This window comes from Shewanella sp. WE21, from assembly GCF_002966515.1.
GTDB classification, from domain to species: Bacteria; Pseudomonadota; Gammaproteobacteria; order Enterobacterales; family Shewanellaceae; genus Shewanella; species Shewanella oncorhynchi.
The window spans coordinates 2,833,092-2,859,114 of the sequence record NZ_CP023019.1 but is presented as its reverse complement, the minus strand read 5'-3'; the positions used below and the strand labels follow the sequence as shown (position 1 = coordinate 2,859,114).

The 26,023-nt window shown below is 45.6% G+C and carries 26 protein-coding genes; 15 read left to right on the top strand and 11 right to left on the bottom strand.

Annotation, left to right across the window (positions count from 1 at the left end):
• Positions 1 to 114: 114 nt before the first annotated feature.
• From CKQ84_RS12490 to CKQ84_RS12465, 4 genes are all read right to left on the bottom strand, one after another.
• The gene (locus tag CKQ84_RS12490; protein WP_105251537.1) at positions 115 to 1,002 is read right to left on the bottom strand and encodes a pirin family protein; all 888 of its coding nucleotides are present in this window, start codon (positions 1,000 to 1,002) and stop codon (positions 115 to 117) included.
• A gap of 721 nt (positions 1,003 to 1,723) precedes the next feature.
• Positions 1,724 to 1,972, bottom strand: a complete 249-nt coding sequence (locus CKQ84_RS12480; protein ID WP_105251535.1) for a hypothetical protein — start codon at positions 1,970 to 1,972, stop codon at positions 1,724 to 1,726.
• Between the two features lie 119 nt (positions 1,973 to 2,091).
• The gene (locus CKQ84_RS12475; RefSeq protein ID WP_105251534.1) at positions 2,092 to 2,763 is read right to left on the bottom strand and encodes a RusA family crossover junction endodeoxyribonuclease; all 672 of its coding nucleotides are present in this window, start codon (positions 2,761 to 2,763) and stop codon (positions 2,092 to 2,094) included.
• A gap of 820 nt (positions 2,764 to 3,583) precedes the next feature.
• Positions 3,584 to 3,787, bottom strand: a complete 204-nt coding sequence (locus CKQ84_RS12465; RefSeq protein WP_011788205.1) for a YheV family putative zinc ribbon protein — start codon at positions 3,785 to 3,787, stop codon at positions 3,584 to 3,586.
• Positions 3,788 to 4,040: 253 nt separating this feature from the next.
• Here CKQ84_RS12465 and CKQ84_RS12460 point away from each other — a divergent pair, with 253 nt between their 5' ends.
• The gene (locus CKQ84_RS12460; protein WP_105251533.1) at positions 4,041 to 5,954 is read left to right on the top strand and encodes an ABC transporter ATP-binding protein; all 1,914 of its coding nucleotides are present in this window, start codon (positions 4,041 to 4,043) and stop codon (positions 5,952 to 5,954) included.
• 54 nt (positions 5,955 to 6,008) lie between these two features.
• Positions 6,009 to 6,470 (top strand): TIGR02444 family protein, encoded by a 462-nt coding sequence (locus tag CKQ84_RS12455; protein WP_105251532.1) that lies wholly within the window; start codon positions 6,009 to 6,011, stop codon positions 6,468 to 6,470.
• Positions 6,471 to 6,549: 79 nt separating this feature from the next.
• Here CKQ84_RS12455 and CKQ84_RS12450 read toward each other — a convergent pair whose 3' ends face one another.
• The 3 genes from CKQ84_RS12450 to CKQ84_RS12440 all read right to left on the bottom strand — a co-directional run bounded on the left by CKQ84_RS12450 (position 6,550) and on the right by CKQ84_RS12440 (position 9,183).
• Complete coding sequence (locus CKQ84_RS12450; protein ID WP_105251531.1) at positions 6,550 to 6,960, bottom strand: GFA family protein; 411 nt, start codon at positions 6,958 to 6,960, stop codon at positions 6,550 to 6,552.
• A gap of 51 nt (positions 6,961 to 7,011) precedes the next feature.
• Positions 7,012 to 8,607 (bottom strand): GMC family oxidoreductase, encoded by a 1,596-nt coding sequence (locus CKQ84_RS12445; protein WP_105251530.1) that lies wholly within the window; start codon positions 8,605 to 8,607, stop codon positions 7,012 to 7,014.
• A 69-nt stretch (positions 8,608 to 8,676) separates the two neighbouring features.
• Entirely contained in the window at positions 8,677 to 9,183 is a 507-nt protein-coding gene (locus CKQ84_RS12440; protein ID WP_105251529.1) for a TAT leader-containing periplasmic protein, read from the bottom strand.
• A 188-nt stretch (positions 9,184 to 9,371) separates the two neighbouring features.
• On the opposite strand from CKQ84_RS12440, the gene CKQ84_RS12435 reads away from it, so the two are divergent.
• From CKQ84_RS12435 to CKQ84_RS12425, 3 genes are all read left to right on the top strand, one after another.
• Positions 9,372 to 10,415: a hydrolase gene (locus CKQ84_RS12435; protein WP_105251528.1), complete on the top strand. Its 1,044-nt coding sequence runs from the start codon at positions 9,372 to 9,374 to the stop codon at positions 10,413 to 10,415.
• Complete coding sequence (locus CKQ84_RS12430) at positions 10,399 to 10,644, top strand: YheU family protein (RefSeq protein WP_105251527.1); 246 nt, start codon at positions 10,399 to 10,401, stop codon at positions 10,642 to 10,644. Before CKQ84_RS12435 ends, CKQ84_RS12430 begins: the two co-directional genes overlap by 17 nt.
• A gap of 90 nt (positions 10,645 to 10,734) precedes the next feature.
• Positions 10,735 to 11,622: a phosphoribulokinase gene (locus CKQ84_RS12425; protein WP_011847692.1), complete on the top strand. Its 888-nt coding sequence runs from the start codon at positions 10,735 to 10,737 to the stop codon at positions 11,620 to 11,622.
• 742 nt (positions 11,623 to 12,364) lie between these two features.
• Here the strand turns inward: CKQ84_RS12425 and CKQ84_RS12420 are convergent.
• Positions 12,365 to 12,874, bottom strand: a complete 510-nt coding sequence (locus tag CKQ84_RS12420; protein ID WP_173913180.1) for a GNAT family N-acetyltransferase — start codon at positions 12,872 to 12,874, stop codon at positions 12,365 to 12,367.
• 189 nt (positions 12,875 to 13,063) lie between these two features.
• Positions 13,064 to 14,356: an aminopeptidase PepB gene (gene pepB / locus CKQ84_RS12415; RefSeq protein ID WP_105251525.1), complete on the bottom strand. Its 1,293-nt coding sequence runs from the start codon at positions 14,354 to 14,356 to the stop codon at positions 13,064 to 13,066.
• A 201-nt stretch (positions 14,357 to 14,557) separates the two neighbouring features.
• On the opposite strand from pepB, the gene sfsA reads away from it, so the two are divergent.
• The 10 genes from sfsA to CKQ84_RS12365 all read left to right on the top strand — a co-directional run bounded on the left by sfsA (position 14,558) and on the right by CKQ84_RS12365 (position 24,136).
• Positions 14,558 to 15,262, top strand: a complete 705-nt coding sequence (gene sfsA, locus CKQ84_RS12410) for a DNA/RNA nuclease SfsA (protein ID WP_105251524.1) — start codon at positions 14,558 to 14,560, stop codon at positions 15,260 to 15,262.
• A 163-nt stretch (positions 15,263 to 15,425) separates the two neighbouring features.
• A complete protein-coding gene (gene dksA, locus CKQ84_RS12405) occupies positions 15,426 to 15,869 on the top strand; it encodes an RNA polymerase-binding protein DksA (RefSeq protein WP_006082967.1) in 444 nt (147 codons plus the stop codon).
• Positions 15,870 to 16,038: 169 nt separating this feature from the next.
• The gene (gene gluQRS, locus CKQ84_RS12400; protein ID WP_105251523.1) at positions 16,039 to 16,953 is read left to right on the top strand and encodes a tRNA glutamyl-Q(34) synthetase GluQRS; all 915 of its coding nucleotides are present in this window, start codon (positions 16,039 to 16,041) and stop codon (positions 16,951 to 16,953) included.
• A 19-nt stretch (positions 16,954 to 16,972) separates the two neighbouring features.
• Positions 16,973 to 18,514 carry a polynucleotide adenylyltransferase PcnB gene (locus tag CKQ84_RS12395; protein ID WP_173913179.1) on the top strand — a complete coding sequence of 514 codons (1,542 nt, stop codon included), beginning with the start codon at positions 16,973 to 16,975 and terminating at the stop codon, positions 18,512 to 18,514.
• Positions 18,514 to 19,002: a 2-amino-4-hydroxy-6-hydroxymethyldihydropteridine diphosphokinase gene (folK, locus tag CKQ84_RS12390; RefSeq protein WP_105251522.1), complete on the top strand. Its 489-nt coding sequence runs from the start codon at positions 18,514 to 18,516 to the stop codon at positions 19,000 to 19,002. The genes CKQ84_RS12395 and folK overlap by 1 nt, the downstream gene beginning before the upstream one ends.
• A 56-nt stretch (positions 19,003 to 19,058) precedes the next feature.
• Positions 19,059 to 19,853 carry a 3-methyl-2-oxobutanoate hydroxymethyltransferase gene (gene panB / locus CKQ84_RS12385; RefSeq protein ID WP_105251521.1) on the top strand — a complete coding sequence of 265 codons (795 nt, stop codon included), beginning with the start codon at positions 19,059 to 19,061 and terminating at the stop codon, positions 19,851 to 19,853.
• 27 nt (positions 19,854 to 19,880) lie between these two features.
• Positions 19,881 to 20,726 (top strand): pantoate--beta-alanine ligase, encoded by an 846-nt coding sequence (panC, locus tag CKQ84_RS12380; protein ID WP_105251520.1) that lies wholly within the window; start codon positions 19,881 to 19,883, stop codon positions 20,724 to 20,726.
• Between the two features lie 389 nt (positions 20,727 to 21,115).
• Positions 21,116 to 21,643 (top strand): hypothetical protein, encoded by a 528-nt coding sequence (locus CKQ84_RS12375; protein WP_105251519.1) that lies wholly within the window; start codon positions 21,116 to 21,118, stop codon positions 21,641 to 21,643.
• Between the two features lie 553 nt (positions 21,644 to 22,196).
• A complete protein-coding gene (locus tag CKQ84_RS12370; protein ID WP_105251518.1) occupies positions 22,197 to 22,616 on the top strand; it encodes a curlin in 420 nt (139 codons plus the stop codon).
• 14 nt (positions 22,617 to 22,630) lie between these two features.
• On the top strand, positions 22,631 to 24,136 hold the full coding sequence (locus CKQ84_RS12365) for a curlin (protein WP_105251517.1): 1,506 nt from the start codon (positions 22,631 to 22,633) through the stop codon (positions 24,134 to 24,136).
• A 174-nt stretch (positions 24,137 to 24,310) separates the two neighbouring features.
• On the opposite strand, the gene CKQ84_RS12360 is transcribed toward CKQ84_RS12365, so the two are convergent.
• Positions 24,311 to 24,976 carry a LuxR C-terminal-related transcriptional regulator gene (locus tag CKQ84_RS12360; protein WP_014611267.1) on the bottom strand — a complete coding sequence of 222 codons (666 nt, stop codon included), beginning with the start codon at positions 24,974 to 24,976 and terminating at the stop codon, positions 24,311 to 24,313.
• 394 nt (positions 24,977 to 25,370) lie between these two features.
• Positions 25,371 to 25,979, bottom strand: coding sequence for a DUF2238 domain-containing protein (locus tag CKQ84_RS12355; protein ID WP_105251516.1), 609 nt, complete (start codon positions 25,977 to 25,979; stop codon positions 25,371 to 25,373).
• Positions 25,980 to 26,023: the final 44 nt, after the last annotated feature.

Here is a 26,023-nt window from a genome sequence, read left to right as displayed (position 1 = left end):
AGCAATAGACATAGTAGGCGTGAACAGCAACAAAAAAGCCCTGTAGGAATACAGGGCTTAAACTTAGATTTGGGTTTGGGTTTAGAATTAGCTCAGCACGGCAGATTTAACAAATTACGCGATCTGGCCGAAACGCCCTTCTTGATAATCGCGAATCGCCTGCTGAATCTCCGCTTGAGTGTTCATCACAAAGGGACCCATCTGCACGATTTTTTCACGGATAGGTTTACCCGCAAACAGTAGTATCCCAGCGCCGCGCTCATCGGCTTTAAGCTTAAGCACACTTTGGCTATCGATCACTAAAAACTCGCCCTGATGATGTTGATTTGAAGCAGATGACCAGTGTGAATCCTCACCCTTACTTGAATCGCTTTTATATAAGTCACCTTGATACAAGTACAAAGCGACAAACTCATGTTGAGACAAATCAAGCGTGGCCTCAGCATTTGGCGATAGACTTAAATCAGCAATAGCAGCCTCACCCGCTAATCCTTGGATAGCCGCACTAATAAGCGGCTGATCTTTAAAGCCCCAATCACCCGCTAAGGCTTTTAAGCTAGCGCCAGTGTTATTGGTCACTTCAACGCTCGCGCTACCCGCAGTATCTTGATACTTAGCTGGACGCAGCTTGTCTTTGGCGGGCATGTTGACCCAAATTTGGAATCCATGCAGACCATCGACAGCATCGGCCAGCGGCATTTCAGAGTGCACTACACCGAACCCGGTACTCATCCACTGCACATCGCCGGCACGAATCGCCTTCACATTACCCATTTGGTCGCGATGCTCAAAACCGCCCTTACGAATATAAGTGAAGGTCTCCATCCCGCGATGGGGATGTGCGGGGAAGCCGCCAATAAAATCTTGTTCATCATCGGATTTTATTTCGTCGATCATCAAGAAAGGATCAAATTTAGTCGTCACAAAATCGGCGACACGGCGAATATTGACCCCATCGCCATCCATCGCGGCTTTGGCGGAAAACTGACTTAATACTTTCATTGCTGCTCTCCTATCGGTTGAGTAAAGCGATACGTGAAACACCAAGACCGTACGGCTAACACAAGACGCAAACGCTTTGCTGATGGAAGCAGAATAACAAGGAAGTTTACAAAAGAATAACGCGAAATCACGCTTGGATTTTTCGAAAAAGTAGAATGGTTGAAGATTGAGCACAAGGCGTTCTAGCTAGCCTAAACGAGACTGATCACTTAAGCGTTTTGAAAGAAAAACTGAATAACGTTTGATCACTGGTTCAGAGGTAATTGCCATTATCTCCCCAGTGACACGCCGTAAACTCTTCCATGAGGGCTCGACGGCGACATCCATGTCGCCAACGGTCACTGATGCCCCAATGGCAATTCTCACACCCGATACAACTGTTTTGTTATCTAAAAATGGAGCATAACCTTGTCAGATAATTTACTCTATATTAGCCAGATTCGGATTAGCTATTCTATTAATAACGCCTCTTTCGACTACAAACCAATCAACGCTTGATATAACTAGTCAGAATGGGCGTAACAGGAACATGAATCAGTTCTCTAGAGATTTGATTCATCTTAAGGGAAAAAACCGCCCCAGAATAGCCACAAATGGTGCGCTAGAGCGGGTTTTAGCGGTAGGCGTGAATCAGTCTGGTGTAGAGTGATTCACGGACACGATTTAAAGGTTTAGAAGTTAATGCTGTACATCTGACCAATTAGCAGTGGATATCTGCCACTTAAAGATGATTACGGGAGTATTCTTCAAAGTGTCCAAGCTGCTCAACACGAACAGTTGGATTAAACTGAGATTTATAACCATATTCTACGAAGAGTACACGCATTAAACAGGAATCAACGTCGATAATATCTCCCATTCTAGGTAAATAATTAAAAAACATTGTTGTTCCGTAAACGTTTGTCCACTTACCTTCTTCTTTAGCTTCAAAGTTAATGTGGAATACTGTGTCTTTGTCGTAACTTATCATTTTAAAATTTCCTTATCATTATGGTATTAAGTGGTGTATGTAACTCTTGCCTTAATAGACTAGAATACTTGACTAAATTTAGCGAAAAAGTAGGCAAGATAAAATTTTCACATTATTTTTTAGGCTTCATTGAGATATTGGTCTTTTGTAAGCATTTGGAATTCAGCTAAGCGCCCCTTATGAAACACACGCTGCATATGGTTTTTCCGTCTTGTGGCTCTTAAATAACCTTGGTTATCTATATCTTGTTTACGTTTAATATATTTTTCTTCAAGCGAAGAAAAATCTTCTTTACGTTTAGAAGAATCTTCATGAAGAGTCATAGGTAAATAAAGCTGTTTATCAAAGGCTACAAAAACTAGATTTTCTTTTGAAATTGTTTCGCTAGGATTAAAGTTGATGGTTACTATAAGTTTGTCATTATCATAGTCATAATAATTAGCCCAACCAACAAATATACTGTCTAGTTGATTATCATCAATTAACACCGCATCTAAACCACAAAATGAGTCAATTAATGGTTTTAAAATATTATCTAAATCTGCTGAGCTAGATGTTTCAAGCCTTTTTTTCTCGTGAAGTTGCCAACACACATGAAACGTCGCATCACCTGATAGCATATAATCTAAATGACTCAACGCAGCTCTGACTGCATTTTTTAACTCTTGTTTACGGTGGGTATTATCTGATTGAAGCGTTACTGGTGCGATGTTCAAATCTAAATAGATTTCACCATCTTCTCTTATATTCTCAAGCGCACCTAATCCGTTTGCAAGCTCAATAGTTTTCACGGAACCTCTCTGTCTTATATTTTTTATTAGCGCATAAGTATTGACGAAAAAGCACCCAAAACCAAGCAATCTTGAATACGACTGTATACTCTTCCAGTTTTCCATCTCAAGATGAAAAATTAAACGTAAGTTAACAGGTAATTAGATGATAAGTTTACTGTTCATCATCCTAGTGCCAGCAAGCATTGGGGCTGAAAGCGCATAATCCGAAGCTAACACAAAATGGCAGCTTTACGCGCATGAATCAAACTAGGCAAGTCTGGTTCACTGTAACGGTGTTTGCAATCCCTCACGGTCAGGTCTTACTTTTTAGTATCTATTACTTTTTGTATCTCTAGCTATCAGACAACAAAGGACTAATCTTTGAGCCGTTGAGGCAATAGCTTTTTAGCTAAACGAACATCGATAGGGTTAGTTAAGATTGGCATTGTTGCAACAGTGACCGTTGGCGACATGGATGTCGCCGTCGAGCCTATAGGGATATATTTACGGCGAGTCACTGGGGAAGCAATGACAATTCATCCAACCACCTGACGACAAAGTTATCTTGCTTTGGGGCATGAGCTTTTTAGGACAGGCTGAGATATAGAGAACATTCCCAAGATTGGCATTATTGCACCAGTGAAAGTTGACGACACAGATATTACCATCGAGCCTATAGGGATACTTTTTAAATTAAAGGGCGGCGAGTCACTGAGGAAACAATGACAATTCATGCTGCACAACTGACGATACCGTTATCTTGAATGGTTAGCCAAGCTTTAGAATGTGACCGAAAATATGGTCACATTCAGATTCTCACTTGAATTGAATCTTCAACCTAATCCGGCTTAAACACGCCGATCACTGCGCCGGTGGCTTTTTCTGCCACCTTTTCATCGGTTTGCTGTTCACGGTAATCACACTCTGTGCATTCAACGGTTTCGATGCCGTTTTCCTTGTAGAGTAAAATGCTGTCTTTGGCGCTGCATTTTGGGCACTTAGCACCGGCTACGAAACGCTTTTTGATTTTAGTGTTTGTCATAATAGATAAAGGACCAGATAGCAGGGCCAAGGGACTCGGCCGAAGAAATTGCCGCTATTTTGCCACACTGATGATTGAATGCCAGTGTTACCTGAAAGTATGAGGCCTTAGGTCGATGTGATGCGATTCACTGAAGATCGTCCTGAAAAGTCGAATAATTGTCCGAGTTATCGGGTCAGGCTGTGGTTTGAAACTGGGTTGTACGCTATTATCTGTGCCCTGACGAATTTACGTTCTAACCAAGTTGTAGTTAATGATCAGCATCAACCAAGCGCAATTAATCCGTGGCAGCAAAACCCTGCTAGATGAGACCTCTCTCACGATTTATCCCGGCCATAAGGTCGGTTTAGTCGGTGCTAACGGCACAGGCAAATCCTCACTGCTCGCATTAATTTTAGGTCACTTAAGCCTAGATAAAGGTGAATTTAGTCTGCCTTCTGGCTGGCAAATTGCCACTGTGGCCCAAGAAACCCCTGCGCTCGACGTCTCGGCACTGGAATATGTGATCGATGGCGATAGCGAATATCGCCAATTAGAAGCCCTATTGCACAAGGCTCAAGAAGATAACGACGGCAATGCCATCGCACTCTTACACGGCAAAATCGACGCTATCGGTGGTTATGCGATTCATTCGCGCGCGGGTTCATTGTTAGCGGGTCTGGGCTTTAGTGAAGCCGATCAAAGCAATCCAGTCAAAAGCTTTTCGGGCGGTTGGCGTATGCGCCTCAACTTAGCCCAAGCGCTACTGTGCCGCTCTGACTTATTACTCCTCGACGAACCGACCAACCACTTGGACTTAGATACCATGTACTGGCTCGAAGGTTGGATTAAGTCCTATCAAGGCACGCTGATTTTAATCAGCCATGATAGGGACTTTATCGATGAAATCGTTGATGAAATCGTCCACGTTGAAAATCAAAAACTCAATTTCTACAAAGGCAATTACAGTGCCTTTGAGCGCATTCGTGCCGAACGTATGTCGCAACAACAGGTTGCCTTCGAACGCCAACAAAAAGAACGTGCGCACATGCAGTCCTTCGTTGACCGTTTCCGTTATAAGGCGAGTAAAGCCAAACAAGCGCAGAGCCGCTTAAAGGCGCTAGAGCGCATGACTGAGTTGTTGCCGTCTCAAGCCGATAGCCCCTTTTATATGGAGTTTCGTGCTCCAGAAGCCCTACCCAATCCGCTGATTAAAATGGAGCAAGTCGCGATCGGTTATAGCGATAAGCCAATCCTTAGCAAGGTGCATTTAAACTTAGTACCAGGTGCGCGCATTGGTTTACTCGGCCGTAACGGCGCAGGTAAATCGACATTAATTAAGCTGTTGTCGGGTCAGTTATCGCCAATGACTGGTTTGTATGAACCTAATCCTGGCGTCAATATCGGCTACTTTGCCCAGCATCAAATCGAATTTTTACGCCTCGACGACACGCCGATGCAGCATTTAGTACGTCTTGCACCCAATGCCAGAGAGCAAGAGCTACGCAACTTCTTAGGCGGTTTTGGTTTTAACGGCGATATGGCGCTCTCACCTGTGCGCCCCTTTTCTGGCGGCGAGAAAGCCCGTTTAGTGTTAGCGCTATTAGTTTGGCAACGCCCTAACCTATTGCTGCTCGATGAACCCACCAACCATTTAGACTTAGAGATGCGCCACGCCCTGACAATGGCATTGCAAACCTTTGAAGGCGCTATGGTTGTCGTCTCGCATGATAGGCATTTACTACGATTAACCTGTAGCGATTACTATCTGGTGGATCAAGGTGAAGTACGCGCCTTCGACGGCGACTTAGACGATTATCACCAATGGTTGCTCGATGCGGCGAAAGCCAACTCGAATCAAAACAGCACCAGCGACGAGATCAAACCTGCCGCAGATAAAAAACAGCAAAAACGCCTCGAGGCCGAGATCCGCCAAAAGGTATCGCCGCTCAAGCGCAAACAAACTAAGTTAGAAACCGAGCAACAAAAGCTGAGTGAACGCCTCGCCGAGCTAGAACACTTGCTGGCCGATAGCGAATTGTATGCTCAAGATAACAAAGCCAAGCTAACCTCGGTATTAACCGAGCGAACGAGCTTGACGCAAACCTTAGAAGACAGTGAAATGCAATGGCTCGAGTTGCAAGAAGAAATAGATGCAATGGAGCAAGAGGTCATGGAGCAACAATAGCTCCAGCGTTCTTTTACATAAAAGTCAGTAGCAGCGGCAATACAAGGAAATAGTATGGCGGTTTTAACCCAGTTCGACAGTCAACTCTGGCAATGGTGTGATATGAGCTATGCGCAAAACAAAGCGCTCTGTCTCGAATTGCAAAATAGCTGTCAGGTGAACGTCAATCTACTGCTACTGGCACAATATTTAGATATCACTATGGATGTGTCTGGGCCGCAGCAATACAGCCCAGACCAATGGCAAGCACTGATGAATGCTGTGGGTGAATGGGATGAAAGGTTTCTCATGCCCTACCGCAAATTACGCAAACTCGCTAAGTCCAGCCTGAATGAACAAGAGTATCAGCAGATGCTCGCCGTTGAGCTGATGATGGAACGTAAAGCGCAGCGAACCATCTTGAATAAACTCAATGAACTCAGCCCAAGCGGCCAAGCGACAAATCTCGTGAGCTACTTAAGCCTGTTTGGACTCAGTGACATTGACGCCAACGAAATCGGCCTCATTGCGCCCTGATCTAAGTTAATCAAGTTAAAAAAATCTCAACCATGTTAGCTCAAACTCAATCAAATTAACGCTATGATCATCAGAGCCGCTAACAGCTTCGTGCTTGCGGATAGCGTTCACAGTCATCCTTGATCACCAACCAGTTCAACTGACTATCAGTGTAAATATGGTACTTAGGCTTAACTTGGTTAGCATCGTCCAGACTCGCTATACTCAAGGTCGAATAATCGGGATATTGAGTATGTCGGTAAGTTAACGATGTACCGCACTTGTCACAAAATCCACGGCGAATAAACTCGGACGATGCGAACTCAGTAACCTGACCTTTAAGCCAAATCACTTGGCTGAGTTTAAAATCCATCCAAGCCCCAAATGCAGATCCCGTGCTTTTTTGGCATGAACGGCAGTGGCAATAATCCGCATCAAAGGGTTCACCTTCAACCTGATAACGAATAGCCCCGCATAAGCAACCACCTTCCCGTAATATGTTTTCAGACATTCACACCCCATCAAGCTTTATCAAGCTAAGCTGCATTTTGATAAGATAACATCAGGCTTTACCGTCAGTGAGCTTCTGTGCGAGTGCGGTGGCATTACGTGCCGTGATGCCATAAATCGACAGCTGCGGGTTAGCGCCAAGGCTGGTCGGGAAGATAGAGCCATCCATTACAGATAAATTCTCTAAATAGTGCGACTGTCCATAACTGTTGACCATAGAAAGCTTTTCATCTTCGCCGAAGGGACAACCGCCCATTACGTGCGCCGATGCAACGATAGTGCGCAGTGGCGCGAGTGACATCTGCGCAATACTCTCTTTGGCGTCTTTCCACGAGGACAAGTAAGGCATGCCATCGCTGATCGGCAACACTTTTAAGGCGCCCGCCGAGAATTGTAACTCCGCCATACTGGCAAAAGCGCGTCTCGCGGCCCGCCAAAAAGCATCGGTTAACGGATAATCTAGTGTAAACCCCTTATCCGTTAAGTGTACTTCACCGCCTTGACTGTCGGGATGATAGCCATCGCGGATCAAAGCAATAGTTACTTGTAACTGATTGAATTGTGACATTAACTCAGCATGGCTCGTACCATAACCTAAGGTTTTAGAGGCAATTAAAATCGGATGCACCGGCGGCACTTCGAGTTTATAACCCAGCTCACCATCGGCGCCATTGTTCCACACAAACTCATCGGAATAGATAGATTGCGGCGCACCGCTATGGCCATTGATCGAATCGGCAAATACGCCGCCGGATAACAAAGTAGGATGTAAAAAGGTGCGTTTACCCAAAAGTTGGTGGGGATCGGGCACTTGCGAACGCATCAAAATCGTCGGTGTATGGATAGCACCCGCACTCAAAATATAATGTTTAGCCTTAAATAACAGCTCAACGTCAGTGGGTCGTAAATTCACATCCAGCGCCTGCGCCTTTAACGCAAACACTTGACCGTTATGGTGCTCAATCTTAGTCACTTTAGCGCGACTGATCAGCTGCGCGCCTTTCTCAAGTGCCGCGGGAATAGTGGTGACTAACATAGATTGCTTCGCATTGACCGGACAACCCATGCCGCAATAGCCAGTATTCCAGCAACCCGCCACATTGCGTTTAATGACTGTGTATTCCCAGCCAAGATTGATACAACCTTGCTTCAGGGCGGCATTATTGCGATTAGGCTCATAATTCCATTCATGAATGTTGAGCCGTTGTTCCATTTGCTCAAACCAAGGATCTAAACTCTCACGATTGAGCCCAGCAACCGATTTATGTTGCGCCCAAAAAGCTAACGCCTCGGTCGGAGTGCGAATTGAAGTGGTCCAGTTAACTGTGGTTGAGCCACCGACTGCACGGCCTTGAAAAATACCTATCGCCTTGTCGACGGTTTTCATCGCCGCAGCTTGTTGATACAAGTTGGGGTAAGCGACTCGCTCTTCCATATTAAAATCGCTGGAGGATTTTAGCGGTCCCGCCTCAATCATGATCACGCTCAGCCCAGCTTGAGTGAGGATTTCAGCCGCCACACCGCCGCCAGCACCTGTGCCGACAATAATCACATCGGCTTCAAACTGCTGGTTTTCTTGCAATTGGCTCGCATCAGTGTGCAACCAACCAGAGTTTAAACCATTCACTATAGGATCTATGATTGCCAACTTGAGTGCTCCACTGTCGCGGGTAAAATGCTTATTATTCGACGTTTAATTAGGTTAAAAATGGACTCGCTATTTGAACAGTTCAGGCTTGGCATAATGCAGGCGACTCCAGTGCTCAGGACAAGCGTAGTAACTTGCCATCACTAATTCCCGCAATCCGAGATAAGCCGTTTGTAACAAAGCAAAATAACTGTGGCGCCAGGTTTCTAACATATCAGTTAACTCAGCGGGAGAGCGCATCAATAGCGGCGTCATGCTCGAAGTGAGCACCAGTAAACCAAGACGATTTTCGAGCATATCGAGCAGCTCAAACAATTCGGTCTGCTGCTCATCGGGTAACACAGCAATCGACTGTTTGATGGCATCTAAAGTGCGGTTTTGCGCCGCTAACTTATGAATGGCCACATCAGGCAAGGCGCCGTCGAGCATCACAGGCAAAAGCACACTAAACAACAAACGATAATCTTTGCCTTCGCTATCCTCGGGCAAACTAAACTCAGGAGAATAGAGATTAACCCCTAAGGCTAACGCCGCCGTACCGGCAAACGCGCCCATTATAAAGGTTCGTCGCTTCATCTCTATCTCCTAATTATCAACCTAAATGTCGGCCTAAATATCAGCATAAAAAACAATTGTGCTACAATGGCCGCGAGTTTATACCCAAGCGACCTCAAAATACGAATTTCAGCATTTTGAGGTCGCTTGGGTATAAATTAAACACACGTTTTAATTTTCAGCAATAGCCGATACCAAGATAAACATCTATGCCAAATTCCTTTATGCCACCTTGGTGGGCCAAGAGTCCCCATATACAAACGATTTTACCCGTATTCACTAAAGTGGCCAAACCAGCATTACAGCGGCAGCGCTTAGAGTTACCCGATGGCGATTTTATCGATTTAGATTGGCAGGATGTTCCACAGTCTGGCAAACCGATCGTGGTGATCATCCACGGCTTAGAAGGAAGTGCTCAGTCCCATTATGCGCGGCGGATACTGCAAGCCTGTAAAGAACAGCAACTCGCAGCCGTCGTGCACCATCACAGAAGTTGTTCGGGTGAGGCCAATCGCCTCGCCCGCAGTTATCACAGTGGCGATACGGACGATTTACAGTTTAGTCTATCGACACTGAAAAGCGCGTATCCGCAATCGCCCTTATTAGCCGTAGGTTACAGTTTAGGCGGCAATGTGCTGACTAAGTATCAAGGCGAATATCAGGATGATAGTTTATTAGCCCGCGCAGTGGTTGTTTCGGCGCCGCTGCAATTGTCCGCCTGCGCAAAACGTTTAGAAAATGGTTTTTCGAAGGTATATCAAAGCTATTTAATCAAACAGTTGCAGCAAAAAATCAGCCATAAGCTGAACGATCCCGACTTAGCCATCTCTATGCCGCAGAGCCAGTTGCAGGTCGACCGTTTAAATACCTTCTATGATTTTGACGATAAAGTCACAGCGCCATTACACGGCTTTGACGGCGTCGACGATTACTATACGCGTGCCAGTGGCTTACCCTTTGTCAGCCGTATAACTAAACCGACGCTCATCATACATGCTAAGGACGATCCCTTTATGACCGATGAAGTGATCCCCCAATCAAGTCAATTGTCGGGCTATGTAGAATACGAACTGCATCCCTATGGCGGCCATGTCGGCTTTATCGAAGGCGGTACACCTTGGAAACCGCGCTTCTACCTTGAGCGACGGATTTTACATTTTTTATTAGGCGATCAAAGTGTTGACTCGCTTAGCGCAGACCCAATCAACGGCGACAATATCACCCAAGGAAACACCGATGCTCATTCCCTATGAAACCCTATTACAACTCCCCAAGGAAACGCTCGCCAATGTGATCCGCGAATATCTCTTAGGTCAAGTGGAGGATGGCAGCTTTGCCAGTCTCGATGAACAGGAGCTTGCTCAGGCGATAGTCCAATGTCAACAAGCACTTAAGCAAGGTAAGCTGAAATTAGAGTACAGTGAAGACGATGAATCCTTCGCCATACGTTCAGCGGAACAAATAGCACAGCAGCAAGATTGACCAGTCCTACCTCTGTACCGTATAAATAGTACTCGCGTTTTTATCGCTTCCCCATAAGCGGCTCTTTTGGTTCCTAGCTAGGTAGAAAAAATGTCAGCAAAACATCCCATTATTGCAGTTACAGGCTCATCAGGCGCGGGAACCACCACGACTACCACCGCCTTTAGCCATATTTTTCGCCAACTCGGGATCAACGCCGCCTTTGTCGAAGGCGACAGTTTTCATCATTTTACCCGCGCCGAAATGGAAGTCATGATCCGCAAATCCCAAGCTGAAAACCGCAATCTTAGCTATTTTGGCCCAGAGGCTAATAACTTTGCTCGTTTAGAGCAATGCTTTCGCGATTACAGCACCACAGGACAAGGTGAAACCCGCAGCTATTTACACACCTTCGATGAGGCAGTGCCTTTTAACCAGATGCCCGGCACTTTTACCCAATGGCGACCACTACCTGAAAATACCGATATGCTCTACTACGAAGGCTTACATGGCGGCGTAGTTACTGGTGATGCCAATGTCGCCCAGCATGTGGACTTGCTGATCGGCATGGTGCCCATAGTCAACTTAGAGTGGATCCAAAAAATTATCCGCGATACTTCGGAACGTGGCCACAGCCGTGAAAAAGTCATGGGCTCGATTGTGCGCAGTATGGACGACTATATTAAGCACATGACGCCACAGTTCTCCCGCACTCACATTAACTTTCAGCGAGTACCGACGGTCGATACCTCTAACCCATTTAGTGCCAAAGATATTCCGAGCTTAGACGAGAGCTTTGTGGTGATCCGCTTCCGCGGTATCAATAATGTCGACTTCCCCTATTACCTCAATATGATCCAAGGTTCATTTATGTCACGGGTCAACACACTCGTCGTCCCCGGCGGCAAAATGTCGCTGGCGATGGAGCTGATCCTCACGCCTTTGATTAAAGATTTGATGGAAAAACGTCAACAACTTAATACTCCAGAGGCGAACTGAAACCTTGAGGATTTACGGGTAAGTTTGACTAAAGGCTAAGGAAATAAAGTCTTTTTTTGCAATGGATTAAGTTTTATTTAAGCCACTAGCGCTAATCTTGTCGGCATCGGGATTTCAGGCGAAAGAACGATAGTTGGCATACTCTTGGGAGTTAATTCCCCCATCTTGATCTGTTGATTTCCTTGAGTATGTCAGCAACCTTTTTAACGAAACTATATAAGTTAATTCCGCATCCATGCTTGATCTCTTGATTCCCTTGAGTATGTCAGCAACCTTTTAACGTAACTTTAAGTCTTCAGAGTTAATTCCACATCCATACTTGATCTGTTGATTTCCTTGAGTATGTCAGCAACCTTATATGAAGAATGAATTCCACATCTATGCTTGATCTGTTGATTCCCTCGAATATGTCAGCAACCTTAGCTTAAACTCTAAATCTTCAGAGTTAATTCCACATTCATACTTGCTCTGTCGATTTCCTTGAGTATGTCAACAACATCTCAGAAAATAGGTTCTAGGCTTTAGATTCTAGGCTCTAGATTCTAGGAAAATAGAACATTCGTAAACTCACTCACAGAACGCTGCACTCACCGTAAGAGCAAAGTCCGTTGCATAAATCGTGAGTCAAAAAGTGACGTTCTGTAGCAGTTTGCTGCGTGCCGTTATCCGTAGCCGCAACGCGTCGTTCTAGCAGTTGCAAAGCAACGCCCTAGATTCTAGCAGCAGCGTTTTTTACTGCGCCCTAACAGGCCAAAAACCGCCCTAGATTTTTATACATCACCATACACTCTAAGGCTATTCCTCTGGGCGAACAGTAGATAGATTCCTCCTCTAAACCTTCACCACCAAAACCACAGTGACGATAGAAATCCACCGCATTTAAAGTTGATTCTAATCTGAGTTGGGCTATCCCCTGATTAAAAGCCATAGTTTCAATAAATTGTAGCAATACCTTGCCGACACCTAACCCCATAGCATCGGGGGAAACAAACAAGGCTTCTAACTGGGCATAGGGTTCATCCAACATGGCAGTGCCGACCACAGTCTTAAGCTGCAACTCGTCAGAGGACAACTCTGCCACATAAAAATGTGCATCGACGATACGGCTAAATTGCTCGGTCAGTTCGCCCTCGGTCCAAATCACCAGATCGCCCGCATCATAAAATCCAGCGCAGCCCTTATTAATAGCTGCATTACGGATATCCCAGCAGGCCTGAGCATCCGCTTTCGTCGCTTTTCGTATAGTTACCATCATGTTTTCCAATTAAAAATGCTCAGCCATAACATGCCATGAAGCCGCTAAAACGCCAAGTAAACGAGTGATCTCATCTTTCAACCAATAAAAAACCGCCCGTAGGCGGTTTTAATCAAAGCTACAGAACCTTAATGGATCTTAGCTAACATATCTGATTTAGTCTTAGCGCTAGACTTAAATCTAGGCTTAGCCTTTAATCAATTCACTAATAGTCAATACGCCGTGGGTCGTTGCACCCGCGCCCCACATGGCAGAAGCTGAATCTTCAAAAGCGCCCGCTAAATCAACGTGTAACCATTTAGCTTCGGGTGACACGAAACGCCATAAGAAACCAGCGGCATTAGAAGCACCACCTGCACCGCCGCCTTTCATTGCGCGGCTGTTGGCGGTGTCAGCATAGGCAGATGGACACATTTCTTTGTGCCAAGGATCCAGCGGCAGCGGCCATACGCGCTCGGCAACACTCGTGGCTTTTTGCTGGGCCAGTTGCAACACATCCGTCTGTGGCGAGAAAATCGCGTTGTAGTTAGAACCCACCGCCATCACAGCGGCGCCTGTAAGGGTCGCTGCATCGATAATAAAAGGTGCGCCTGTAGCAGAAGCAGCTTGTAGGCCATCGGCCAACACTAAGCGTCCTTCCGCATCTGTGTTCACCACTTCAACTGTTACACCATTTTTGTAGGTCAGAATATCACCTAACTTATAGGCGCGGCCGCTGATCAAGTTTTCAGCACAACATAAGAAGAGTTTAACGCGTTTGTTGAGGCCAGACTTGATCGCTAAACCAAGTGCTGCAGTCACAGTCGCCGCGCCGCCCATATCGCATTTCATGCCTAACATGCCTTCAGAAGCCTTGATGCTGTAGCCGCCAGAATCAAAGGTAATCCCTTTACCCACAAGCGCCACAGACACGGGTGCATCGGCGGCTAATGGGTTGAAGTCTAACTCTAACATTGCTGGTGGACGCTCACTGCCGCGACCGACGGCATGGATACCAATCCACTGCTCTTCAAGCAGCGCTTCGCCTTCGATAATCCGATAACTTACCTTGTCGCCACCAACGTCAGCCAACCATTTTGCTGCTTGTTGGGCAAGCTTCACTGGCGACAGGTTTTCAGGCGTATCGTTGATGAGTTGACGGGCAAAGGTTGCCACATCGAGTCGACGTTGCAATTCTGCTTGCACAGACTCATCACCACACCAATAAATTTGATAGCCTGGTTTTGCCGTCGCGAAACCTTGGGCAAACACCCATTGGCTATTGAGGTCCCAAAACTGCCCAGCTAATTCCACACAGCTAATACCTTGATTGCGCAGTTTACGGGCCGCCATTTGAATTTGACGCAGCTCATCGCCACCTGCTAAATGAATTTGCGCACCGTCGGCAGTATAAGTTACATCAGCCTTGCCCCAGTGCGCGACGGGTGCTTCTTTGGTTAATTGCACTTTCATCAATTCAGTTACTTTTAGTTCACTCATTAGGGATCCTTATTTTTCGATTCGTTTTAGAATAATCAATTAGAACAATCAATCAGCAATCAGAACAAACTTTATGGCGGCAGTTTACTGCTAGCAGGCGATGACGCAAAGCGATTGGCTGAAGTAACTCAGGTAAAATCTGTAAACATTTGCGAAATTTGCTAGGCTTTGCGGCCTAGAACAGCCGATATAGGTCTACCGATGGAATTTACTCCGCCACTACAACAGGGCATTTTACTGCGCCGCTATAAACGTTTTCTGGCCGATGTGCAGCTAAGCGATGGCAGTGAGATCACACTACATTGCCCCAATACGGGTTCTATGCGTAATTGCCTGTATCCCGGTGAAACCGTGTGGTTTTCTACCTCTGATAACCCTAAACGTAAATATGCCCATACGTGGGAACTGATGACCACGCCAGATGCAGGCTTAATCGGTATCCACTCGGGTCAGGCGAACACCTTAGCCGAAGAAGCCATCAATAAAGGTATCATCAAAGAACTCACGGGTTATGACAGCCTAAGCCGTGAAGTCAAATACGGTGATGAAAATAGTCGCATCGATATCCTGCTACAGGGTGCTCAAAAACCCGCCTGTTATATAGAAGTCAAAAGTTGTACTTTGCTCGAGGATGGCCAAGGTTATTTTCCCGATGCTGTAAGCCTACGCGGTCAAAAACATTTACGTGAATTGATGCACATGGTGAGTCAAGGCCATCGAGCCGTATTGCTATTTGTGGTGCAGCATAGTGAAATATTCAGTGTTGCCCCCGCAGCACATATCGACCCTGAATATGCTAAGTTACTGAAAATGGCTGTGTTAGCCGGCGTTGAAGTGCTAGCCTATCGCTGTAAAATCTCCCCTACAGAGATTCACCTAGCCCAAGCCTGCGATGTACGAGTATGATGTTAAGGCTGAGTTAAATTTGATTTCATTTGAATTAGCGAACATAGTCAAAAAATTCAATCAAAGCAGAATGAAAAGTTTGCCTCGATGTGAAGATTCTGCTATAGATAGCGGCCGTTCTTAAGGACGCCCTACAAACGCAAATGATTACAGGAGATGCGTTATGCCTGAAGGCACCAAAAAACTTGGCGTACTCGCTATCGCAGGTGTAAATCCTTACCAGGAAAAGCCGGGTGAGGAGTATATGAACGCTAAGCAACTGGGTCACTTCAAGACAATTCTTGAAGCTTGGCGCAATCAGTTGCGTGAAGAGGTCGACCGTACTCTTAGCCACATGCAGGACGAAGCCGCAAACTTTCCCGATCCTGTTGACCGTGCAGCACAAGAAGAAGAGTTCAGCCTCGAACTTCGTGCTCGCGATAGAGAACGTAAGTTGATCAAAAAAATCGAAAAAACACTGCAAAAAATTGAAGAGGACGATTTCGGCTTCTGTGATTCTTGCGGTATCGAAATCGGCATCCGCCGTCTCGAAGCGCGTCCAACAGCCGATCAATGCATCGACTGTAAAACGCTTGCAGAGATCAAAGAGAAACAAATGGCTGGTTAATCAAGCATACTGGGCGGGGATTTCCCCGCCTATTTGTTTCTAGCAACTCGTAATCTCGACGAGCTTAAGCCAAGCTCACTCCAATTTACCCCGATTCGCTTTTCTCTTAGCATCCCTCTAAAATACATCCACTTTTACCGTCGCGACTTTAAAACGCCATCTAGTTGTTATGTCAAAGCCATTGCATTCCGATTTATCCAGCCAGTCCTATGTCGGCCGCTTTGCGCCTTCGCCTTCGGGTGCCTTGCACTTTGGCTCGCTTATCGCAGCCCTAGGCAGCTATCTGCGCGCCCGCTCGCAACAGGGTAAATGGCTAATTCGCATCGAAGATATAGACCCACCGCGGGAAGTCAAAGGCGCCGCCGATGATATCTTACGCACCTTAGAAGCCTATGGATTTGAGTGGGATGATGTGCCTCTGTATCAAAGCCAGCGCACAGCGGCTTATCAAGCGCAAATTGACTCGCTGCTCGCCCAAGATAAAGCCTATTTCTGCCAATGTAGTCGCAAGCAAATTCAAGCCATGGGCGGCGTCTACGATGGCCGCTGCCACCGATTGCCACAAACCCAGTCTGCAAATCTTGTTAGGTCGGGTGCGGTGCGAATCGTCAACACGGCGCAAGTGCAAGAATTTGATGACAATCTAATGGGCCATATTTGCGTTGATAGCCATTTTGCCGCAGAGGATTTCATCATCAAACGCAGTGATGGTCTGTACGCCTATCAACTGGCCGTGGTACTCGACGATGCTTATCAAGGGGTCACCGAAGTGGTTCGAGGCTGCGACTTAATCGAGGCCAGTTGTCGCCAACTGAGTTTGTATCAAAGCTTTGGTTTAGCCACACCGCAATGGCTGCACTTGCCACTCGCCTGCATAAGTAAAGGCTTTAAGCTCTCAAAACAGAATCATGCACAGGCAATTGATACACTTAATCCACAGGCGAGCCTCAATGCGGCACTGACATTTTTAGGCCAAACCCCCGTCGAAACCCGCGGCTCTGTGGCGCAAATGCTCGCTCAAGCCGTGGATCAGTTTCAATTATCCACTATACCGCAACAATCTGAGATACTGATCGAGCCCTGATATACTCATTAGGCCGCATTTGGTATATGATAGCCGCCAGATTTTTAATCAAATAACAGATCATATTTCGAGGTGTCCCATTTTTCGCCGTATCAGCCAATTCTGCAAACAGCTATTTGAAGACGCGCCTAAAACGACCGCTCCGACTCCAGCTCAGATTGAACCAACAACACCTGAACAAAGTTCCGGTGCTTTGAGTTTAGAGTTAGTACCAAGAGATGCCCATACCATCTCGCGCAAACAAATCAGCGAGAATGCCCTTAAGGTATTATACAGACTGAATAAATCTGGCTTTAAAGCCTATTTAGTCGGCGGCGGTGTACGCGATTTACTCTTAGGGATTGAACCGAAAGATTTCGACATAGTGACCAATGCAACACCGGAAGAAATCAAAAAATTATTCCGTAATTGCCGTGTTGTCGGTCGCCGTTTCCGCTTAGCGCACATTGTTTTCGGCCGCGATGTGATTGAAGTCGCCACCTTCCGTGGTCACCACGGCGAGAGTAATGAGAAAGTCTCTAAAGCCAATGCCGAAGGGCGTTTGCTGCGCGATAACGTCTATGGCGAAATCGATGAAGATGCCGAGCGCCGCGACTTTACCGTCAATGCCCTCTATTACGATATCAGCGATTACTCGATTCGCAGCTATGGCGGCGGTATGGCCGATCTCAAAGCGGGCACACTGAGACTCATTGGCGATCCAGAAACCCGTTACCGTGAAGATCCGGTGCGTATGTTAAGGGCAGTGCGTTTCGCCACTAAGCTCAACATGGGTATCGAAACAGTCACAGCAGCGCCGATTAAACAATTAGCGCCACTGCTAAAAGATATTCCCGCAGCGCGTATGTACGAAGAAGTGTTGAAACTCTTCTTTGCAGGCAAAGCCTTAGCCAACTTCGAACTGATGCAAGAATACAAGCTATTCGCGCCGCTGTTTCCGCAAGTGGCCGCTCTGCTAAAAGATGATCCTAAAGGTACGACCACGAAAATGGTGCAAGCCATCATGAAGAGCACAGATCAAAGAGTTAACGAAGATAAGCCGGTCACACCTTCATTCTTCTATGCTGCGCTTCTCTGGTATCCACTGCGTCAACGCGCCGAAGATATCGCGGTTGAAAGTGGCCTGACGTTATACGATGCCTTCTTTGCCGCCATGGGCGATGTGATGGAGCAGCAATGCCAAACCATTAGTATTCCACGCCGTTTTAGTACGCCAGCAAAAGACATTTGGCAGTTACAGTTACGCTTTGATCGTAGCCAAGGCACTCGCGCCTTTAAACTAATGGAACACCCTAAGTTTAGAGCCGCATACGATTTACTCTTGCTCAGGGGCGAAGTCGAAGCGGGTAATGTCGCTAAAAGTGCCGCTTGGTGGCAACAATTTGTCGAAGCCGATGAAACGGAACGTTTAGCTATAGCGCGTAGCGGCAGTAAATCGCCAAACCGCAACCGTAATGCCACCCAACGTCGTCGCCGTCCTCGTGCACCGAATGCCGATGGTTCAGCGCCGACGAGCGCACCTAAAGCGAGTGGCACACCTAAAGTTAAAACGGCTGAATAATGCCCCGCGTCTACGTCGCATTAGGCGCAAATCTTGAAAATCCCAAGGCGCAATTGGACAATGCCGTGACGGCATTGTCCGCCTTAGCCTTAGGCAATAGTCTCGTCGTTTCTCCCTATTACCATTCGACGCCCATGGGCGATGTCGTGCAACCCGATTATGTTAATGCGGTAGCGAGTTTCGATACTGATCTTGCGCCATTAGCTTTACTCGATGCACTGCAGCATATTGAAAACACCCAAGGACGAATCCGCCTAGAGCGTTGGGGGCCTAGAACCTTAGATCTCGATTTACTCTTGTATGGTAATGAGAACATTGACATTCCTAGACTCAAAGTGCCCCACTACGGCATGAAAACGCGCGGCTTTGTGCTCGTACCTTTAGCCGCAATTGCACCGGATCTGATTCTGCCGTGCAACACTGCCATCGACAGTCTTATCGATACAAAAATGTTGGCCGAGTTACAACAACTGGGCATTGATCATTGAAGTCCGTCCTCAGTTAGCTTATAACACCACTTCTATTTGGTTTGAAGATCATCCATATGTCTAAAATTACTAGCTCAACCCTGTTGAAATACAAACAGGAAGGTAGAAAATTCACGGCACTGACAGCCTATGATGCCAGTTTTGCCAGCGCGTTCGATAGCGAAGGTGTCGATGTGCTGCTGGTCGGCGATTCTTTGGGAATGGTTCTCCAAGGCCATGACGATACCCTGCCCGTCACTACAGCAGAAATCGCTTACCATACTCGCTGTGTTCGTCGCGGTATCGAACGTGCCCTGCTGATCGCCGATATGCCCTTTATGAGTTACGCCACGCCAGAACAAGCTATGGTCAACGCCACTGAGTTAATGCAAGCTGGCGCGAACATGGTCAAGGTCGAAGGCGGCCACTGGTTACTCGAAACCGTCACTAAGCTTACCGAACGCGGTATTCCTGTGTGTGCCCACTTAGGCTTGACGCCTCAGTCGGTTCATGTGTTTGGTGGTTTTAAAGTGCAAGGCCGCGATGCCGAAAATGCCCAGCGCATCCTCGACGAAGCTAAGGCTTTAGAAGCCGCGGGGGCTCAACTATTAGTCGTAGAATGTATCCCTGCGCCTCTCGCTGCGGCGATCACTCAAGCCTTAACGATTCCTGTCATTGGAATTGGCGCAGGCGCATCGACCGACGGTCAAATCTTGGTGATGCATGATGTGTTAGGTATTTCAAGTGGTTACATTCCACGTTTCTCGAAAAACTACCTAAAACAAACCGGTGAAATTCGTTCTGCGGTACGTGCTTATATCGACGAAGTTGCCCAAGGAACTTTTCCTGGCGACGAACACACTTTTAACTAATAACAGATTTATGCAAGGTAAGGCTCAATGATCACTAGCGCCCATATTGATGATATTCGCACTCAAGTGCGTGCATGGCGTGCCAAGGGCGAAACTGTCGCCTTTGTGCCGACCATGGGTAATCTCCATCGGGGACACATCACCTTAGTGAAAGAAGCGGCTAAACGTTGTGATCATGTGGTGGTATCGATTTTCGTCAATCCAATGCAATTTGGCCAGAACGAAGATCTCGATGCCTACCCACGCACACTCGCCGCCGACAGTGAAGCCCTCACCGCCGCTGGCGCTGAGTTGCTGTTTACCCCAACGCCAGCCGTGATGTATCCCAAGGGCTTAGCGCAACAAACCTATGTTGAAGTGCCAGGTATTTCAGATCTGCTCTGCGGCGCTAGCCGTCCGGGGCATTTTCGTGGCGTTGCGACAATCGTCTGTAAACTATTCAACATAGTACAGCCCGATGTGGCACTCTTTGGCAATAAAGACTATCAACAGCTATTAGTCATTGAAACTATGGTTGAAGACTTGTCATTACCGATTGAGATTATCGGTGTTGATACCATACGTGAGGACTCAGGTTTAGCCATGAGTTCGCGCAATGGTTATCTCACCGCCGCAGAAAAAGCCGCGGCACCAGCGTTAAAACAGGCAATAGATACTATGGCTGCAGGGATCAAACAAGGTCAGAGTGTTGATGCTGTCACCGAGCAAGCGAAAATCAGTTTAGTGGCGGCGGGCTTTACGCCGGATTATCTGGAAATTCGTCATGCTCACACGCTTGAGAAAGCGCAGAGCCAAGACCAAACCTTAGTCATTTTGGCCGCCGCCTATATAGGTAAAGCGCGACTTATCGACAACTTAAGGTTCGATCGCTAATCTCTTAAGCGTTATCAATAAATAAAAAGGAGCAGTCGCTCCTTTTTATTTACCTAATGCTCGACCAGAAGCTATTTTCTTCTTTAGAATCAATCCCAGCGCCAAAAATTTGAAGCGTCAAAAAACTGGTTTTATCCCTAAATTTACGCCATAGTATGATGCAGATGTTAATTTAAGGTAAATGATTAGCGGCAGACATTGACGAGTGAATTTGACCTTCTAATGATGCATGGCTAATCCTTTAATTTATTGGACTTAACAGCCGGTTAAGCCTAATAAAAACGGTTATAAAGGCATAATAATGTAAACGTCATAATCATTATTTATCATGCTTAATCAAACAATTAAATCATAATAGCTATGCAAGTGTACAAAGGATTTGTGGCCTCATGGCAAGACTGATACTCACCCTAATTTGTGTTATTTTGCCCACTGCAATACAGGCAAATACTATTTATAAATGCCGTAAAGATGACAAAATTGTCTTTAGCCAAACCGCTTGTCCGCAGGAATTTAGCCAACATAAAATCGAATACCAGTTAGGGATAACGACTGAAGTAGACTCTGATAAAAGGGACATTCCTCTCGATCCTTTACACACTCTACTGAATAGCCGAACCATTTCTAAAGAAAAATTATTGCAGTTACTCGACGGCGAGATATATCGTCTTAAGCAGGAAAATAGCTATTTTGAAATTCTGCGCGCCAGTGAATTGCAGAAATTAGAACGTAAGCGTTATTGGCAAAATAAAGAGAAAACCGATCCTGAATACATTAACGAAATGGACGATATCAATACTCGCTTCAATGCGTTAACTGTGAGTAATAACAGTGCGATGCAACAACTGGAAGACCGTAAAAGCCAAATCAGTACCGAAGCATTCCATGAAGAGTTAAAAAAACCAGAAAAGCACTGATCTCGCATAAAACAGTAGTATTAATCTTCTCTCTACCTCATTAAGGAATTTAATCATAATAATGGTTAATCTTCCACTCACAGCAATGTCCCTTTGTTTAACCTAGGATTCATTACTGCAAGGACAAGAAGCCTCTTGTTGCACACAGGGTAAATGACATAGCTTGCTACAGTTGATTAAACTCCACAGCAGTTTCTCGCTGGCACAAACGCGTACTTTTTTATCAAGAAAATGCAAACGCGATAGTCGATGTATTTCCCTTCACTTGTTATTGCATTGTTTAAAAATCAAATACTCGCTTCACAACAAATACGACTTAACTACTAGGACAACTAGACTAGACCCCTTAAATAAAAACACGTCAATAAACATATAAAATCTATTTAATCAATACGATATAAATACAGCTATTATTTACCTTCCGTTAATCCTTTCTAGAATAAATACCCGTTTGGCCAATTGCGACATATTAACGGGACTCGTATCTTCAGGTCTGAATTTGGGATGCAAGTTGCTTTAAGCAGCCCAAGATATTTGATGCAAGGAGTCACCCGTGCCAAATACCTCTATACGCTTTTTGGTGCCGCTGATCTTGCTCTGTAGTTGTATGACTTCAGCACAAGAGCTGAATGTCAACGAGTTACCCGTAACCCTTCAGGCATTACTGGAACGTTCCGGTCGCGATAACCTTATCGAGCTGGTTCAACAAGGCACTGCCAACCAAGGATTACTGTTCCAGTCAGGCAGCGATAACAAGGCCGATGTAACACAAGTGGGCAATGATAACGATGCGCTAATCACACAGATTGGTTCAAACAATGAAGTCCAACTACTGCAAGTCGGCAGTCAAAATACGGCTTCAGTGACACAAATTGGCAATGACAATCTCGTGCAACTGAACCAACTAGGAAGCGGCAACTTTTCGATTCAACAGATTGCGGACGGTGCTGCAATCTCAATAACTCAATATTAAACAGGGAGCGTCACATGAAATCACAAGCTAAAAAATCACTTATTGCTTTGGCCATTGCAACAGGTTTAAGCGGTCAAGCTTTTGCTGCCAGTACAGTGAGTGAAATTAGCGTAGTACAGTCAGGCCAAGCCCAAGACACTTTAGTCTCACAAACGGGTGGCCTTAACGCTGCTGCGGTTGTGCAAACAGGTACAGATCAAACCGCAACCGTCATCCAAGACGGTGTGTGGCATGAAGCGGCTATTAATTCAACGGGTGATGATAACAAGGTCCAAATAACGCAACAAGTTGACTGGCATGTGGCAAGTGCGAATGTTGTAGGTGACAACAACAATGTAAATGTGTCGCAAGATGGTTTCTTTAACCAAAGCAGTAGCGATGTTACTGGCAACGATAACACGGTATTCGTTAACCAATTAGGCGAAGTCAACGAAAGCCAAGTTGAAATCACTGGCGCTGAAAACAGCGTGTTTGTTGAGCAAGAAGGCGACGCAAACTTTGCAGTTTTTCGCGTTGAAGGCAGCAACAACGACGGTAAAATCACACAAATCGGTGACAACAACCAAGCAGGTTTAATCGCTCTCGACTTAACCGCTAACGTGGGTAACAACAACGACGTTTCTGTTAATCAAGCGGGTAACAATAACTTTGGCGCAGCGAAAGGTATTGCAGGTAATGACAACACAGTAGACATGGTCCAAAAAGGTGATAACCATGTTGGCTTCGTTTACGCACTGGCCGGCAGCGATAACGATATTTCAATGGATCAAAAAGGTAACGGCAACACGGCTTATCTTGCGATGACTACGGGTGATGACAACAGTGTCGATATTACCCAAAATGGCAGCGGCAACACTATCGGTGATACTTTAGTGGCAGATATCCAAGGTGATGATAACGATATTACTATCGCTCAAAAAGGCGATGTCAACGGTGCAGAGTTCCAAGTATGGGGCGATAGCAACGACGTTGACTTGAAACAAAAAGGCGATGCGAACTTCGCAACCTTTGGTGCATACGGCACAGATAACGACTTCGATTTATCTTCTAAAGGCGATAACAACGAAATCATTGCCTTTGCTGATGGTCAAGATAACAGTATTGAAGTTAGCCAAGAAGGTGATGAGAACTTTGCTTATGTAGATGCCGTGGGTAGCGATAACGAAGTTGATGTTGAGCAAGATGGCGCTGAGAACGAAACATTGATTTCTGTTGCTGGCAACAACAATGCCGATGTCAGCGCACTTCAAAGTGGCGATCTTAACGTTATTGACCTGATTATTGAAGGTGATGAAAACACCGCGAAAATTACTCAATCAGGTAACGGTAACTGGGTAGGCGGCGATAATGACACTTCATTTGCTTCAAATTCATTTGGCGTTAGCGGTGACAATAACAGCCTGTCAATCACTCAAACGGGTAATGACAACTTAGTGTTAGGTTCTCAAGCAGGCACTAACAACAGCATCAACGTAAACCAATCAGGCAATATGAACGTTGCCACTGTAGTGCAATACTAGTCAATACTGTTAAACCACCACAGCTAAACTCTTTAGTGGTGGTTTATAAAAAGGGTGTTAAACAAAAAGCGGGAATGTTTAAATAAACATTCCCGCTTTTCTATGTTGATATGCCAGCAATCATTAACATTAACCACTCACAGCGAAAAGCTAACGACCAATATCTTTAACTGACTAACTGCACAGCTCAAAGTGAGTTTGATAGGTTTGCGCCCAACGTAAAAGCTCAACCCGATTACGAGACTGTGTCTTGCGGAAAATAGAAGAAATATGCGCCTTCACTGTATGTTCGCTGATACATAACCTATGAGCGATTTCTTTATTTCTCGCACCACTCGATACGAATTGAATGATAGTGCGTTCACGGGATGTCAGCATCTGCAGCATAGCCACAGTATCAGAGGGCATCTCATTATTACCTTCTAACTTTTGTACGACACGGCGGAACATTTTGCTTAGCAAAGTTCTATCGTACCAAAGTTCCTCTGCCACCATTTTACGTAAACCCGTTAACATCAGATCCATACGTTGATCGGCAAATAAAATGCCTCGAATGCCGAGTAACATTGCAGATTCTTGGTCTAAGGAGTCACGCTCAACTTGATACAGCGCCACAGGAAAATGTGACACTAATCGCGAAGCTAACAGAGGTATCCCTTTGTTATCTAATGCTGAACCTTTTTGGGTGATCAGATAAAAACTACGGCGACTCTTGTCTAAATCCAGTTCAGCCGCATGCTTTACTATACGCGTTTTCAAACCTATGGATTCAGCGAGTAACGCTAAATGACATGGCGCGGCCATTTGGTGTAAAAAAACCAATTCATTAATTGTGCTCAATGACTCTCCTCCCTGAAAAGTATTCTCTATTGCAAAATGGTATGTTTGACTCGTCTTTTTAGTTAGATTTTTCAACATTCCATTAACCTAGTTAATTCTGACTAGTTAACGATTGAAAAACATCACCCAAATGTACTATTCCCTGTTTAATGCTAGTAGGTTCGACTAACTCACCACAATAAAATGGAATAACAGTCAAAAATACCGTTTTACTTGGCCAACGCCCAGCACCTAATACTTTCCAACTATGACGTTATCAATCCAAAGTTGCAACACAAAGAAAACACAATAACAACACTAAAGTATGACAACTCAATGTCATCACACTCACACCATATATTTCAGGGAAGAAAGTCTTACAACTCGACCAGGGAGCATCACCCACTTTTAGCCGCTAAATCCTCTGCTTGAGTCTCGCGATTTGTTTATCTTGAAAACGAGACAGTAAAGCTAACGCGACAATTGCACCAATGAGGGCAAGAAACATGTCAGATTGGGTATCCCATACATAGCCTTGAGTACCTAAAAAGGCTTCAGCCCCTTCGCCAGTTGCCACGGCAACCCACCATTCGATCAGTTCATAAAACGCCGAAAAAGCGAGCACAAAACAAGTGGCAAGAAACGCGCACCAAGCCCCAGGTTTGACAGCTTGATTACGCAACATAATTTCACGGGCGAGCATGGCTGGGATAAAACCTTGCGCAAAATGACCCACTTTATCGTAATTATTACGTTCTGAACCCATCCAATCGGCAATCGTGTCGAATAACGGCACTTCAGCGTAAGTATAATGAGCACCTACAAACAACACACAGCAGTGTATTAAGACGAGAAAATATACTAAAGGTGTCAGTGGAAAACGTTTACGAGTAAAGAATAAAATCGGTACAGCAATCAATGCAGGTAAGGCTTCGAGCCACCATGTAAAAGGATCTGCGGGTTTTATCGCCGACCACACCAAAACTGAGAGGTAAATACCGCACCATGCTATTTTGTTATTCAATGTTTCTTCCTCTTATGCGATATTGTTCTAAATTTAGAATATTA